Raw genomic sequence first — 14122 nt, 5'->3', positions numbered from 1 at the left:
CACCGGCGCTGCGACGATGGATTCCCAGACCTCACAGTCATCACAGACACCCCAGGTACCTCAGCAACCTCATACGTTCCAGGTCGACCTGCGCGGTCTGGTGGACCTCCTCTCCCATCACCTCTACTCCAGCCCCAAGGTCTACCTGCGCGAGCTGCTCCAGAACGCGGTGGACGCCATCACGGCCCGGCGGGCCGAGCAGCCGGACGCCCCGGCCAGAGTGCGGCTGTACGCCGAGGAGGGCGCCCTGCGGGTCGAGGACTCCGGGGTCGGGCTCACCGAGGCGGACGTGCACAACCTGCTGGCCACCATCGGGCGCAGTTCCAAGCGGGCCGAGGGACTTCAGGAGGCGCGCTCGGACTTCCTCGGGCAGTTCGGCATCGGGCTGCTCGCCTGTTTCGTGGTCGCCGAACGCATCCGCGTGGTCAGCCGCAGCGCCCGGACGCCGGACGCCCCGCCCGTGGAGTGGACGGCGAGCGACGACGGTTCGTACCGGGTGCGGACGCTGCCCCCCGACGCCCGTCCGGAACCGGGGACGACCGTGTACCTGGTCGCCCGCGCGGGCGCCGGCGAGTGGCTCGCACCCGAACGCGTGCTCCAGCTCGCCCGGGACTTCGGCTCCCTGCTGCCGTACGACGTCCGGGTCGGCGAGGAGGCGGTCACCGATCTGCCCGCGCCCTGGGACCGCCCGTATCCCTCTCCGGCCAACCGCAGGGTGGCCCTGGCCCGGCACTGCCACGACCTGTTCGGCTTCACCCCGCTGGACTCGATCGAGCTGAACGTTCCGCTGGCCGGGGTCCGGGGCGTCGCGTACGTCCTGCCGTCCGCCGTCAGCCCCGCCCAGCGGGCGACCCATCGCGTGCATCTCAAGGGCATGCTGCTGACCGAGCGGGCCGAACAGCTGCTGCCCGACTGGGCGTTCTTCGTCCGGTGCGTCCTGGACACCGACAGCCTGCGGCCCACGGCCTCGCGCGAGTCGCTGTACGAGGACGAGACGCTGGCCGCCGTGCGGGACGCGCTCGGCGAGCGGATCCGGTCCTGGCTGACGGGCCTGGCCGCCGGGGACCCGGAGCGGCTCGGGGCCTTCCTGTCCGTGCACCACCTGGGCGTGAAGTCGCTCGCGCGGCACGACCGGGAGATGCTGCGCACGATGCTGCCCTGGCTGCCGTTCGAGACGACCGACGGGCGGCTGTCCCTGGAGGAGTTCGCCCAGCGGCACCCGGTGGTGCACTTCACGCGCACGGTCGAGGAGTACCGGCAGGTCGCCCCGATCGCCTCCGCACAGGGCATCGGGGTGGTCAACGGCGGTTACACGTACGACAGCGACCTGGTCGAGGCACTGCCCTCGGTGCGGCCGGGGACGGTCGTCACCGAGCTGGACGCGGACACCGTCACCGCCCACATGGACCTGGTCGATCCGGTGGAGGAACTGGCGCTGTCCGGTTTCCTCGCGGCCGCGCGGGCCAGGCTCGATCCGCTGGGCTGCGATGTCGTCCTGCGCGCCTTCCGGCCGCTGTCCGTGCCCGCACTGCACCTGGACGACCGGGACGCCCGGCACGAGCAGGCGCGGGCGGATGCCGAGGAGCAGGCCGACGACCTGTGGGCGGGCATCCTCGGCTCGCTGCGCGGGAGCGCCCCCCGCGCGCGTCTCGTGCTGAACCATCTCAACCCTCTGGTACGGCGGATCGGTTCGCTCGGCGATCCGGAACTGATCGGCACCGCCACCGAGTCCCTGTACGGGCAGGCGCTGCTGATGGCCCAGCGCCCGCTCAGGCCCGCGGACACGGCGCTGCTGAACCGGGCCTTCATCGGCCTCCTGGAGTGGGCCACGAACGGCGAGGAGGGCCGCTGATGAGCGGGATCGACGGGGAGGCGGCGTTCGAGGCGCTGCGCCGCGCCATGGCGGAGAACTCCGAGGAGCCGGAGGGGCCGGCCCGCAACGCGCGCGCGGAACAGCTGCTCGCCGAGGCCGAGAAGCTGAACATCCCGCTCGCGGTGATCGAGGCGCTCGGACACCAGCTGAAGGTCTACAACTACAGCTCCGAGAAGGCCAAGATGTTCGTCCCCTTCGCGCGGCTGCTGCGCATGTGGGACGAGCGCCCCGAGGACTTCGACGAGTACGAGACGCACTCGCTGCACTGGGTCTTCAAGTGGATGACGACCGGCATGCTCGACCAGCCGCACATCCCGCTCGCCGCGATGGAGAAGTGGCTCGGCGAGATGGAGCACCGCTACCGGCTGGCGGGACACTCCGAACGGGCCGTGCGCAGCGCCGAGTACAGCGTGGCCGCGCACATCGGGGACCAGGAGCGGGCCGAGCGCGCGTACGCCGCGTGGCTGGCCGCGGACCGGGACAGCATGGCCGACTGCCACGCCTGCGAGCTGCACGAACAGGGCTGGTGGCAGTCCCAGGGCGGGCGGGACGAGGAGGCGCTGGAGCTGTGGGCGCCGGTCCTGGAGGGCCAGTTCACCTGCGCCCATGAGCCGCACGCGGCCCTCGCCTCCTCGCTGATACCGCTGCTGCGGCTGGGACGGCTGGAGGAGGCGCGCGCCCATCATCTGCGGGGCTTCCGGCTCGTGCGGTCGATGGAGAGCATGCGGGGCGCCTACGCGGACCATGTCGAGTTCTGCGCGCTCAGCGGCAACGAGGCGCGGGGCCTGGAGCTGCTCGCGGAGCGTCCCGCGTACTTCACGGACGACGGTCATCCGCGCAGCAGGCTGGACTTCATGGCCGTGGTGGCGCTGCTCATGGACCGTCTCGTCGAGCTCGGTCCGGCCGACCGGCCGGTGCCGGGGCCCGCGGGCCGGTCCTGGACGGCGGCGGAACTCGCCGCCCACGCGCGCGAGGAGGCCCTCGCGCTGGCCGCCCGCTTCGACGAGCGCAACGGCACGACGCATGTCAGCGAGCGGGCACGCGCGCGTATGGCACAGCGGCCGCTGGTGGAACGGCTGCCGCTCGGGGTGCGGGCGGCGCGGACGGTCGCCGCTCCCCCGGTGGCGCCCCAGGCCGCCGTGACGGCCCAGGAGCCCGACCTCGCCGCACTGATCGCCGAGGCCCGGCGGCTGTCCGACACCCTCCAGCCGAACGCCGTGGAGGCGTGGGCGGCGGTCGCACGGGCCGCGCAGGGCGCCGAACTGGACCCGCGCGACCTCGCGGAGATAGCCGACCACGAGGCGATGGACCTGGGCCCCGAGGGTGCGGACCTGTTCGAGCGGGCCGCCGAGCTGTACGAGCAGGCGGGCGACCCCGGCGAGGCGCTCGCCGCACACGCGCGTGCCGCGTACGTGCAGGCGCTGGCCGGCGAGGTGGACGAAGGCCTCGCTGCCGTCGCCGGGCCGTACGACGAGGTCCTCGCGCTCTACGCGGCGGACGGCACCGGGGTACGGCAGACCGCGTCGGTGGTGATGTCCCGGGCGCGCATCCTGATGCGACGGGTGCAGGAGACCGGGGAGGACGAGGCCCTCTCCGAAGCCGAGCAGGCCGTACGGGAGGTGCTCGCCCTCGTGGAGGGGCGCACCGGGGACGACGTACGGCTCGCCGCGCGGGTCGCCGAGGCGCAGGCGATGCTGGCGGAGCTGGCCGCGCGGACCGGGGACGTGGAGACGGCGGCGGAACTGTTCACATGGGCCGCGGAGGGGTTCGTGGCGGCGGGGCTGCCCTGGTTCGCGGTGGAGTACGAGGCCCGGCTGGCCGGGCTGCTCCACCACCTGGGCGACCTGGCCGGGACCGAGCGGGCGCTGCGCGCGGCCCTGGAGCACGGCGGGCCGCATCTGGAACCGATCGGGCGGGCCCAGCTGCGGCTCCAGCTCGCCGAGGTCGTCGGGGGCCGGGGGCTCGCCGAGGAGGCCGCGGAGCACGCCCTGGAGGCCGCGCACTGGGCCGACGAGGCCGGCGAGGGCCCGACCCTCGGCGCCTGGGCCCGGCACCAGCTGGGCGGCTACCTGGTGCGCATCGGCAGGTGGGCCGAGGCGGCGGAGGTGCTGGAGTCGGCGCTGCCCGAGCTGAGCGCCGAGACGCACGGTGACGGGGTGGTCGTCCAGACGCAGTGGTGGCTCGGCGACTGTCTGAGCGAGCTGGGTGAGCACCGGGAGGCGGCCGAACGGCGTCTCCAGGCCGCCGAGACCGCCCGGCACTGGCCCGAGCAGCACGACCACGCCACGCTCGCCCACCTCGCCGCCGAGTCCCTCGGGGCCGCGGGTCTGCCGGCCGAGGCGGACCGGGCGTACGCGCGCGCGGGTGGCCTGTGGCGCGAGCTCGGCAATGTGCACGGCCTGATCCGCTCCCTGCGGGCCCGCGCGTGGCTCGCCCTGCGGGCCGAGGACGGGGCGGACACGGCACGGGAGTTGATGGCGGAGGCGGTCCGCGAGTGCGAGGCCGCGCTGGGCGACGCGGAGGCCGACGAGGAGGCGCGGCCACGGCTGATCGGCGAACTCGGGCACACCCACCGGCAGTTCGGCGATCTGCTGGCGCGTTCCGTGCCCGAGGACGCCGAGGACGACTCGATCCGGGCCGTGCTGGAGGAGGCGCTGGCCCAGGTCGCCGAGTCGATCGTGCTGTTCGCCTCGCTCGGCGCCGACGCCCTGGACGCCCGGACCGGCGCCGAGCTGGCGGCCGGGTGGCTGGCGGCGGACCTGAGCCGCCCGGCGGAGGCGGCGGCACGCGCGCGTGCGGTGTTGGCTGCTTACGGTGCCGGGGGCGGGGACGGGGAGGGCGACGACGGGACGGGACCGTTCCGTCGTGACGCGGAGGATGGGACGCAACAGGCCCGTCGCGACGCCGACGGTGGGACGAAACCGACCCGTCGCGACGCCCACGACGAAACGGCACAGGCCCGTCGCGCCGAGGCCGAGCAGCTGCTCGCGCTCATGGAGGAGCAGGAGGGCTGATCCCCAGGGCCCCTGATCCCCGGGGTCCCTCGGCCCCGCCCGGGCCCGCCCTACTCCACCCCGATGAGCAGCAAGGCCCCCTGCCGCCCACCCCGGTACACCACCGTGTCCACGGCGAGGTACGACTCCCGCACCCGGGCCTCCAGATGGTCGGCGACGGCCTCGGGGGCCTCGTCGCCGAGGACGAGGGTGACCAGTTCACCGCCGGCCGAGAGCATGCGGTCGAGGACGCCCTCGGCGGTGGCGGTGACGTCCGAGCCGATCACGGCCACGTCCCCGTCGATGAGGCCGAGGACGTCACCGGCCTGGCAGATGCCGGCCATGGTCCAGGACTGGCGTTCCGCGACGACGACCTCGGCATGGCGGGTCGCGCCGGCCGCCGAGGTCATCTGGACCACGTCCTCGTCGAACCGGCGCTCCGGCTCGTGCACGGCGAGCGCCGCGATGCCCTGGACCGCGGAGCGGGTCGGGATCAGCGCGACCCGGATGCCCTCCGCGCGGGCCTGCTCGGCCGCCGCGGCCGCGGTGTGGCGCAGGTCGGCGTCGTTGGGCAGCAGCACGACCTCGCGCGCGTGGGCCCGCCGTACGGCCTGGACGAGCTCGCCGCTCGCGGGCGGCTCCCCGGGGCGGGCGAGCACGGTGGTCGCACCGGCCTCGGCGTACAGCACGGCCAGGCCCTCGCCGGGCACGACGGCGACGACGGCCCGCTGGGCGCGCTCGCGGGGCGGCCGTTCGGCGCCGGTGGTGTGGACGTCGCCGACGCCGAAGTGGGTGATCCGTATCCGGTACGGCCGGCCGGCCTCGACGCCCGCCTCCACGGCGGCGCCCGCGTCGTCGACGTGCACATGGACGTTCCACAGTCCGTCGCCGCCGACCACCACGAGGGAGTCCCCGAGCCCGTCGAGCCGCTCCCGCAGCCGGGTCACGGCGGTGTCGTCGGCCTCCAGGAGGTAGATCACCTCGAACGCGGGTCCACCGGTGTCCGGGGCGTCGGCGCACTCTTCCAGGGTCGCGGAGACGTCGGGGGTGACCAGGGACACCTCCGTGGCGGTCTCGGGGGACGTCACGGCCGTACCGCCCGCCACGCGTGCGTGCGCTGTGTCGGCCGCCACCGGAACGGCCCTGGGCGTCTCCCCCGTGAACGTCTCCACCAGGGCCGCCAGCACCGCCACCAGCCCGCGCCCGCCGGCGTCCACCACGCCCGCCCGCTCCAGCACGGCCAGCTGGCCGGGGGTCGCGGCGAGGGCGGCGCGTGCTCCGTCGTAGGCGGCCCGGGCGACCGTCCCGCAGTCGCCCTCCGTCTGCCCGGCCGCGTCGGCGGCGGCGGAGGCGACCGTCAGGACGGTGCCCTCGACGGGGTGGGCGACCGCCTCTCGGGCGGAGTCGGCGGCGTGCCGCAGGGCGAGCCGGAGTCCCTCGCCGTCGGTGTGAGCCGTCTCACTGTCGGCGGCCAGCACCTGGGCCATGCCCCGCAGCAGCTGGGCGAGGATCGTGCCGGAGTTGCCGCGGGCGCCTATGAGGGCTCCGTGCGCCATCGCCCGCGCGGCGTCGGCGAGTGCGGGTTTCCCCAGGTCATGGGCGTCGTGGGCGTCGAAGACGGCCTCCACGGCCGCGGCCGCCGACTCCGCCGTGAGATACAGGTTGGTGCCGGTGTCCCCGTCGGCGACGGGGTAGACGTTGATCGCGTCGATCTCCTCGCGCGCCCGACCCAGCGCCCGCAGTGCGAGACCGCACCAGGTGCGCACCGCGAGAGCATCGAAGAATGTCTGCGGCACCTGCGCCACCTGCGCCTCCTCGGGCTGCTGGACTGGACGCAGCGTAGACCCAGGGCGGGCGTCCGCCGGAAGAGGGCCGGGAGCGAGTGCCTGATCAGCCATGGTAGTTTCGTTCTACTGGCGCAGTCGTTGTATGCTGCTCCGGTTGCCCGATCCCGATCGGGCCATTCCCCTGGCAGCGCCACTCAGATCTTTGATCCTGCGATCTCGATCCCGGCCCGCCGGGATCCCACCGTAAGTGCATCTGAAGTCTTTGGAGTGACCCGTGGCTGCCAACTGCGACGTCTGTGGCAAGGGGCCGGGCTTCGGCAACAGCGTGTCCTTCTCGCACCGCCGTACGTCCCGTCGCTGGAACCCGAACATCCAGCACGTCCGTACTGTGGTCGGCGGGACGCCGAAGCGCCTCAACGTGTGCACCTCGTGCATCAAGGCCGGCAAGGTCTCGCGCTGACGCACAGCTGAAGCGCGCGCCACTGCTGGTTCGCTGCAGAGCCGGTCCACCGAAAGGTGGGCCGGCTTTTTGCTGTGCCGTGCACCTGACCACCGCGCCACCCCAGGGTGAAGCCGCTCACCGTGAACCCGGCGACGCACATCAACCCGCCGGCGTCCCCGACGCGGAGTCCCCGCGCAGCGCCCAGCCGTGGTCCACGGGCCCGATCCCGCCGCCCAGCGCGAAGCCGGCCGCGATCGCCCCGGTGACGTACTCCTTGGCCACCGCCACCGCCTCCGGCACGGACTGGCCCTTCGCGAGCTGGGAGGCGATCGCGGAGGCGAGGGTGCAGCCCGTGCCGTGCGTATGGCGGTTGTCGTGGCGGGGTGCGCGCAGCCAGTGCTCCTCGGAGCCGTCGGTGAGCAGGTCGACGGCGTCACCGGGGAGATGGCCGCCCTTGATGAGCACCCAGGCCGGCCCGTACGACAGGACGGCGTCGGCCGCCTCTCTCATCCGGGACTCCGACTCCACCTGAACACCGGTGAGTTGGGCCACCTCGTCGAGGTTAGGGGTGGCGACGGTGGCCACCGGGAGCAGCTTGTGCCGCAGGGACTCCAGGGCGGACGAGGCCAGCAGGGAGTCCCCGTGCTTGGAGACGCCGACCGGGTCGACCACGGTCGGGACACCAGTGGCACCGATCAACTCGGCGACCTCCTCGACGAGTTCGGCCGAGGCGAGCATCCCGGTCTTCACGGCCTGGACACCGATGTCGTCCACGACACTGCGGTACTGCGCCCGCACCGCCTCCACCGGCAGCTCCCAAGCGCCCTGCACACCAAGGGAGTTCTGCGCGGTGACCGCCGTAACGACACTCATGCCGTGCACGCCGAGCGCGAGCATGGTCTTCAAGTCGGCCTGGATTCCGGCGCCTCCGCCGGAATCCGAGCCCGCCACCGTGAGCACAAAAGGCTTCACGACTCGATGTCCTCGCCGAAGTGGTCCCAGCCGCCCTTGCTGGTCCAGGGCGCCCCGTCGACCGTCACCTGGGGCAGCGCCGAGGGGTTGAGGACCTCGCCGATCACCTTCCAGCGGGCCGGCAGCTTCACGTCCGGCGAGAAGGTCGCCACGATCGCGTGGTCCTCTCCCCCGGTCAGCACCCACTGGATGGGGTCGACGCCGACGGCCTGCCCGATGTCGTTCATCTGCGAGGGGATGTCGATCGCGCCGGAGCGCACGTCGATGCGGACCTTGCTGGCCTCGGCGATGTGCCCGAGGTCGGCGATCAGCCCGTCGCTCACGTCGCACATCGCGGTCGCGCCGAGCGCCGCGGCGGCGGGGCCCGCGTGGTACGGCGGCTCGGGGCGCCGGTGCGCCTCCACGAACGCCCGGGGCGAGCGGAAGCCCCGGGAGAGCACCGCGTACCCGGCCGCGGACCAGCCCAGCCAGCCGGTCACCGCGACGAGGTCGCCGGGCTGGGCGCCGGCCCGGGTGACCGGCTCCTGGCCCCGCAGATCGCCGAGTGCGGTGATGGAGACCATGATCGTGTCCCCGCGGACGACGTCCCCGCCGACCACGGAGGCGCCGGCCACCTGGCACTCGTCGCGCAGGCCGTCCATGAGCTCCGAGGGCCAGGTCACGGGGAGTTCGGCGGGCACCACCAGACCGAGCAGCAGGGCGGTGGGCACCGCACCCATGGCGGCGATGTCCGCGAGGTTCTGCGCGGCGGCCTTGCGGCCCACGTCGTAGGCCGTGGACCAGTCGCGGCGGAAGTGCCGACCCTCCAGAAGGATGTCGGTGCTCGCCACGACCCGGCGGTCGGGCGCGGCGACCACCGCGGCGTCGTCGCCGGGGCCCACCCGGACCGCCGGGGTGGTGGTGAGACGGGAGGTGAGCTCCCTGATGAGCCCGAACTCCCCGAGCTCACCAACAGTGCCCTTCATGGCCCTTACGCCCCTTCTGTGCCGTGCCGTGCCCGGTCGCGCGTCATCAGTGTCCTCGATACGGTCGAGGGGACCGTGAACTTCTGTCGTGTCCGCACCCCGGCGCGGGCGTCCACGCCCCCGCGGGTCTCCCCGTGGCGAGCGACGACGCGATACCGTGGCGTTCCTTTTCCCCACATGATCCTCGTGGCCGCCCTGGAGGTTCCGTGGTACAGGCGTACATCCTGATCCAGACGGAGGTCGGCAAGGCGTCGACCGTCGCCGAGACGATCAGCAAGATTCCTGGGGTCATCCAGGCCGAGGACGTGACAGGACCGTATGACGTGATCGTCCGCGCACAAGCCGACACCGTAGACGACCTGGGCCGGTTGGTGGTCGCGAAGGTCCAGCAGGTGGACGGCATCACTCGCACCCTGACCTGCCCGGTGGTCCATCTGTAGCCCCCGTCTACCCTTGGCCGGTGATTGATTTCCGTCGCCGGCTCATCGGCCTGCCCGCGCTGCTCACCCTGATCCCCCTTGCGGGCTGCTCCTCAGCAGACGACGGCGCCCGGGCCGCGGTTCCCAGCCCGGGCACGAAAGTCACCGGGCTGTGCGAGAACCTCGACAGGGCGCTGCCGTCCAAGGTCGACGGTCAGGATCGCCGGGACCCCGAGCCGGCATCCGCGCTGACCGCGGGCTGGGGTGACCCGGCGATCATACTGCGGTGCGGTGTACAGCGGCCCGCGAAGATGGACGATCCGGAGGCCGACGGGGTGGAGGTCGACGGGGTGGGGTGGCTGCTGGAGAAGCAGGACGACGGGTCGTTCCGTCTCACCACGACCCTGCGCAAGGCGTACGTCGAGGTGACGATCCCCGAGAAGCGCACCGGGAACGGCCTGGCACCCCTCGTGGACCTGGCGCCCGGCATAAGGAAGGCGATCCCCGAAGGGATCGCCGACTAGCCGCCCAGCGACGGACCGCCCACAGCCTGACCGCTCATCGCCTGGCCGCCGACCGCCTGAGCCGCACCGGCTACCGCAGTCCCGTGGACCTGCGCAGCGCTGCCTGGATCAGCAGGTCCACCAGCACCGGATAGCTGATCCCGCTCTTCTCCCACATCTGCGGGTACATCGAGATCGGCGTGAAACCGGGCAGCGTGTTGATCTCGTTGATCACGAACTCGCCGTCCTCGGTGAGGAAGAAGTCCGCGCGGACCAGGCCCTCGCAGGAGGCCGCGTCGAACGCGTCCACCGCGAGCTTCTGCACCTCGGCCGTCTCCTCGGGCGTGAGCGGCGCGGGCACGATCCCCGGGGTCGAGTCGATGTACTTCGCCTCGAAGTCGTAGTACGCGTGCTCCTGCGGCGGCGGGATCTCGGCCGGGACCGAGGCGCGCGGGCCGTCCTCGAACTCCAGGACACCGCACTCGATCTCGCGGCCCCGCAGCGCCGCCTCGACGAGGATCTTCGGGTCGTGGCTCTGCGCCTCGGCGATCGCCTCGTCGAGTCCGGAGAGGTCGTCGACCTTGGTGATGCCGATCGACGAACCCGCGCGCGCGGGCTTCACGAACAGCGGCCAGCCGTGCTCGCCCGCGAAGTCGACGATCTTCTTGCGGGCCGCGGACTCGTCCCGCTCCCACTCGCGCGGCCTGATCACCACGTACGGGCCGACCTTGAGCCCGAAGGAGGTGAACACCCGCTTCATGTACTCCTTGTCCTGGCCGACGGCCGAGGCGAGCACGCCCGAGCCGACGTACGGCACCCCGGAGAGCTCCAGGAGGCCCTGGAGGGTGCCGTCCTCGCCGTAGGGGCCGTGCAGGACGGGGAAGACGACGTCGACCTCGCCGAGCGCCTTGGGCACCGATCCGGGCTCGCTGTAGACGACTTCGCGGTTGGCGGGGTCGACGGGGAGCACCACCCCGCCCTCGCTGGACTCGGCGAGCTCCGTGACGTTCGGCGTACGGCGCTCGGTGATCGCCATGCGTTCCGGTTCGTCGGCGGTGAGGGCCCAACGGCCGTCCTGGGTGATGCCGATCGGCAGGACGTCGTACTTCGTCCGGTCGATGGCCTTGAGGACGGCGCCGGCGGTGACCACGGAGATCCCGTGTTCGGAGCTGCGCCCGCCGAACACGACGGCCACGCGCGGCTTGCGAGGCGGCTGCTCAGGGCTCTGGGGGAGGTTCTCGGTGCTCATATCGCGTTGAGAGTACCCGGTGGTAGTGCCCCGATACAGCGTCCGCCCCCGCGGCGAACGAGGGGAAAAGCGAGGTCGTAGCTCAGTGTCGCTCGGGCTTCGCGCTGCGCGACATCAGCTCCTTGACGGCGACCACCGGGGACTTGCCCTCGTGCACGATGCCGACGACGGTCTCGGTGATGGGCATGTCGACGCCGTGCCTGCGGGCCAGATCCAGCACGGACTCACAGGACTTGACGCCCTCGGCGGTCTGCTTGGTGACCGCGATGGTCTCCTGGAGGGTCATGCCCTTGCCGAGGTTGGTGCCGAAGGTGTGGTTGCGCGACAGCGGCGAGGAGCAGGTCGCCACCAGGTCGCCGAGACCGGCGAGTCCGGAGAAGGTGAGGGGATCCGCGCCCATCGCGAGGCCCAGGCGGGTCGTCTCCGCCAGACCGCGCGTGATGAGCGAACCCTTGGCGTTGTCGCCCAGTCCCATGCCGTCCGCGATGCCCACGGCGAGGCCGATGACGTTCTTCACGGCACCGCCCAGTTCGCAGCCCACCACGTCCGTGTTGGTGTACGGGCGGAAGTACGGCGTGTGGCAGGAGGCCTGGAGCCGCCTGGCGACCGTCTCGTCGGTGCAGGCGACCACGGCGGCGGCCGGCATCCGGGCGGCGATCTCCCGCGCGAGGTTGGGCCCGGTGACCACGGCGACGCGGTCCTGGCCCACCTTGGCGACGTCCTCGACGACCTCGCTCATCCGCATGGCGGAACCGAGTTCGACGCCCTTCATCAGCGAGACGAGGACGGTGTCGGGCGCGAGCAGCGGGGTCCACTCGGCGAGGTTGGCGCGCAGGGTCTGCGAGGGGATCGCGAGGACGGTCAACTCGGCGTCGCGCGCGGCCTCGGCGGCGTCCGCCGTCGCCCTCAGGTTCTCCGGGAGTTCGACGCCCGGGAGGTAGTCGGGGTTCGTACGCGTGGAGTTGACCGCTTCCGCGAGTTCGGGGCGGCGCGCCCACAGAGTGACCTCGCACCCCGCGTCGGCGAGCACCATGCCGAAGGCGGTACCCCATGAACCGGTGCCGAAGACGGCCGCCTTGACGGGCTTGCTCACTTGCTCTTCTCCCCCTCGTGACCGCTCTGGGCCTGGCTCCGGCGCCGCTGCTCGATCCGCTCGCGGCGCGGGTCGTACGCCGTCGCGGGTGCCTTCTCGCCGCGGATGATCTCCAGCTGGGCGGTGATGGCGGCCATGATGACCTCGGTGACCTCCTTGAGGAGGTCCTGGGTCATGTCCTTGTCGTAGAAGCGCGTGAGGTCCACGGGCGGGCCGGCGAGGACGTGGTGGGTCTTGCGCGGGAAGAGGTGGGGCTTCTTGGCGTACGGCGGCAGCACCTCGTTGGCGCCCCACTGCGCGATCGGGACGACCGGGCACCTGGTCTGGAGGGCCACGCGCGCGGCGCCGGTCTTGCCGGTCATGGGCCACTGGTTCGGGTCACGGGTGATGGTGCCCTCGGGGTAGAACGCGACGCACTCACCGCGCTCCACGGCGTCGATCGCGGCCCGGAATGCGCTGAGCGCGTCGGTGCTCTCGCGGTAGACGGGGATCTGTCCGGTGCCGCGCATGACGGCGCCGACGAATCCCTTCTTGAAAAGACCGGCCTTCGCGAGGAATCGCGGAACGCGCCCGGTGTTGTACTGAAAGTGCGCGTACGCGAGGGGATCGAAGTGCGAATTGTGGTTGACCGCGGCGATAAAACCGCCGTCGGCCGGAATGTGCTCCAATCCACGCCAGTCCCGCTTGATCAGAACCACGAGCGGCGGTTTGGCGATCACCGCTGCCAAGCGGTACCAGAAGCCGATTCTGCGGCGGGGCACGCGGACACCTTCCTCTAGGGCCTGGGGGCCGCACAAGTGTCGCCCCGGGCCGGCTGTCTGTCGAGAACACCGTACGCCCCGCCGCCGACACCGCCAGATGGGCCGCGTGACGACTGAGTGACAATGACCGTGAGAAGACAAGGACGGAACACGCGTGCAGTGGACGTTGGTCATCCCGCTGAAACCCCTCGCGCGGGCCAAGAGCAGGCTCTCGGACACCGCCGCCGACGGGGTGCGCCCGGGTCTGGCCCTCGCCTTCGCCCAGGACACCGTGGCGGCCGCGCTGGCCTGCCCGGCGGTCCGTGATGTGGCGGTGGTCACGGACGACGCCCTGGCCTGCCGGGAGCTTGCGGCCCTGGGTGCCCGCATCGTCACCGACGAGCCCCACGGCGGTCTGAACGCGGCTCTGAGGCACGGAGCGTCCGCCGTACGGTCGGCGCGCCCCGAAAGCGCCCTCGCGGCCCTGAACGCCGATCTGCCGGCGCTGCGCCCCCTGGAATTGGCCCGGGTCCTGGACGCGGCCGCGGAATTCCCCCGCGCTTTTCTCCCGGACGCGGCGGCCATGGGCACCACCTTGTTGGCCGCGGCGCCGAGCGAGGAATTGCGTCCTGCCTTCGGCCCGGATTCCCGGCGCCGCCACCACGCCTCGGGAGCCGCGGAACTGCGTCTCGGGGATGTCGATTCCGTACGGCAGGACGTCGACACCGGCGAGGATCTGCGGGCGGCGCTGGCACTGGGGGTGGGCCCCCGCACGGCCGCCGCCGCGGCGCGGTTGCTGATTCCCGGGCAGTAGGCTGCGGCCATGCAGGCGACCGCGTACACGTACGACCCCGAAAGCCGCAGCGGGCAGGTGCTTCTCGACGACGGCACCCCGGTGCCCTTCGACGCGCCGGCGTTCGACGCGGGCGGCCTGCGGCTGCTGCGTTCCGGTCAGCGCGTGCGCGTCGAGATGGACGGGGACAGGATCACCCTGGTGACCCTCCAGACCTTCTGACCCCCCTCGCACACGCCGCGGGCCGGACTCCGATGCGGAGTCCGGCCCGGCGCGTGAGTGCCCCTGTGCCC

The 14122-nt window shown here is 72.5% G+C and carries 13 protein-coding genes; 7 read left to right on the top strand and 6 right to left on the bottom strand.

Features of this window, described 5'->3' with window-relative positions; genetic code table 11:
- Nucleotides 1-16 precede the first annotated feature (16 nt).
- Together ACFULQ_RS35510 and ACFULQ_RS35505 are read left to right on the top strand one after the other, a co-directional pair.
- The gene (locus tag ACFULQ_RS35510) at nucleotides 17-1852 is read left to right on the top strand and encodes an HSP90 family protein (protein ID WP_383551963.1); all 1836 of its coding nucleotides are present in this window, start codon (nucleotides 17-19) and stop codon (nucleotides 1850-1852) included.
- Nucleotides 1852-4887 carry a tetratricopeptide repeat protein gene (locus tag ACFULQ_RS35505; RefSeq protein ID WP_383551961.1) on the top strand — a complete coding sequence of 1012 codons (3036 nt, stop codon included), beginning with the start codon at nucleotides 1852-1854 and terminating at the stop codon, nucleotides 4885-4887. Before ACFULQ_RS35510 ends, ACFULQ_RS35505 begins: the two co-directional genes overlap by 1 nt.
- Before the next feature lie 50 nt (nucleotides 4888-4937).
- Here ACFULQ_RS35505 and ACFULQ_RS35500 read toward each other — a convergent pair whose 3' ends face one another.
- The gene (locus ACFULQ_RS35500) at nucleotides 4938-6671 is read right to left on the bottom strand and encodes a DAK2 domain-containing protein (RefSeq protein ID WP_383551959.1); all 1734 of its coding nucleotides are present in this window, start codon (nucleotides 6669-6671) and stop codon (nucleotides 4938-4940) included.
- Nucleotides 6672-6927: 256 nt separating this feature from the next.
- Between ACFULQ_RS35500 and rpmB the strand changes: the two genes are divergently transcribed.
- Nucleotides 6928-7113, top strand: coding sequence for a 50S ribosomal protein L28 (gene rpmB, locus ACFULQ_RS35495; RefSeq protein WP_007384934.1), 186 nt, complete (start codon nucleotides 6928-6930; stop codon nucleotides 7111-7113).
- Between the two features lie 141 nt (nucleotides 7114-7254).
- On the opposite strand, the gene thiD is transcribed toward rpmB, so the two are convergent.
- Both thiD and ACFULQ_RS35485 read right to left on the bottom strand, forming a co-directional pair.
- Nucleotides 7255-8067, bottom strand: coding sequence for a bifunctional hydroxymethylpyrimidine kinase/phosphomethylpyrimidine kinase (gene thiD, locus ACFULQ_RS35490; protein WP_383551957.1), 813 nt, complete (start codon nucleotides 8065-8067; stop codon nucleotides 7255-7257).
- On the bottom strand, nucleotides 8064-9032 hold the full coding sequence (locus tag ACFULQ_RS35485; RefSeq protein ID WP_123763312.1) for a thiamine-phosphate kinase: 969 nt from the start codon (nucleotides 9030-9032) through the stop codon (nucleotides 8064-8066). The genes thiD and ACFULQ_RS35485 overlap by 4 nt, the downstream gene beginning before the upstream one ends.
- A 206-nt stretch (nucleotides 9033-9238) precedes the next feature.
- Between ACFULQ_RS35485 and ACFULQ_RS35480 the strand changes: the two genes are divergently transcribed.
- A complete protein-coding gene (locus ACFULQ_RS35480; protein ID WP_020121007.1) occupies nucleotides 9239-9472 on the top strand; it encodes an Lrp/AsnC family transcriptional regulator in 234 nt (77 codons plus the stop codon).
- 20 nt (nucleotides 9473-9492) lie between these two features.
- On the top strand, nucleotides 9493-9975 hold the full coding sequence (locus ACFULQ_RS35475) for a DUF3515 domain-containing protein (RefSeq protein WP_383551955.1): 483 nt from the start codon (nucleotides 9493-9495) through the stop codon (nucleotides 9973-9975).
- A 70-nt stretch (nucleotides 9976-10045) separates the two neighbouring features.
- On the opposite strand, the gene ACFULQ_RS35470 is transcribed toward ACFULQ_RS35475, so the two are convergent.
- From ACFULQ_RS35470 to ACFULQ_RS35460, 3 genes are all read right to left on the bottom strand, one after another.
- Nucleotides 10046-11203 carry a D-alanine--D-alanine ligase family protein gene (locus ACFULQ_RS35470; RefSeq protein WP_383551953.1) on the bottom strand — a complete coding sequence of 386 codons (1158 nt, stop codon included), beginning with the start codon at nucleotides 11201-11203 and terminating at the stop codon, nucleotides 10046-10048.
- Between the two features lie 82 nt (nucleotides 11204-11285).
- Nucleotides 11286-12296, bottom strand: a complete 1011-nt coding sequence (locus tag ACFULQ_RS35465) for an NAD(P)H-dependent glycerol-3-phosphate dehydrogenase (protein ID WP_383551951.1) — start codon at nucleotides 12294-12296, stop codon at nucleotides 11286-11288.
- Complete coding sequence (locus tag ACFULQ_RS35460; RefSeq protein ID WP_383551949.1) at nucleotides 12293-13057, bottom strand: lysophospholipid acyltransferase family protein; 765 nt, start codon at nucleotides 13055-13057, stop codon at nucleotides 12293-12295. Before ACFULQ_RS35460 ends, ACFULQ_RS35465 begins: the two co-directional genes overlap by 4 nt.
- 154 nt (nucleotides 13058-13211) lie before the next feature.
- On the opposite strand from ACFULQ_RS35460, the gene cofC reads away from it, so the two are divergent.
- Nucleotides 13212-13850, top strand: coding sequence for a 2-phospho-L-lactate guanylyltransferase (gene cofC, locus ACFULQ_RS35455; protein WP_383551947.1), 639 nt, complete (start codon nucleotides 13212-13214; stop codon nucleotides 13848-13850).
- 9 nt (nucleotides 13851-13859) lie between these two features.
- Complete coding sequence (locus ACFULQ_RS35450) at nucleotides 13860-14051, top strand: hypothetical protein (protein WP_383551945.1); 192 nt, start codon at nucleotides 13860-13862, stop codon at nucleotides 14049-14051.
- Nucleotides 14052-14122 lie beyond the last annotated feature (71 nt).

This window comes from Streptomyces sp. NPDC057253 (genome assembly GCF_042669125.1).
Lineage (GTDB): Bacteria > Actinomycetota > Actinomycetes > Streptomycetales > Streptomycetaceae > Streptomyces.
This window is presented reverse-complemented; position numbering and strand designations above follow the sequence as displayed.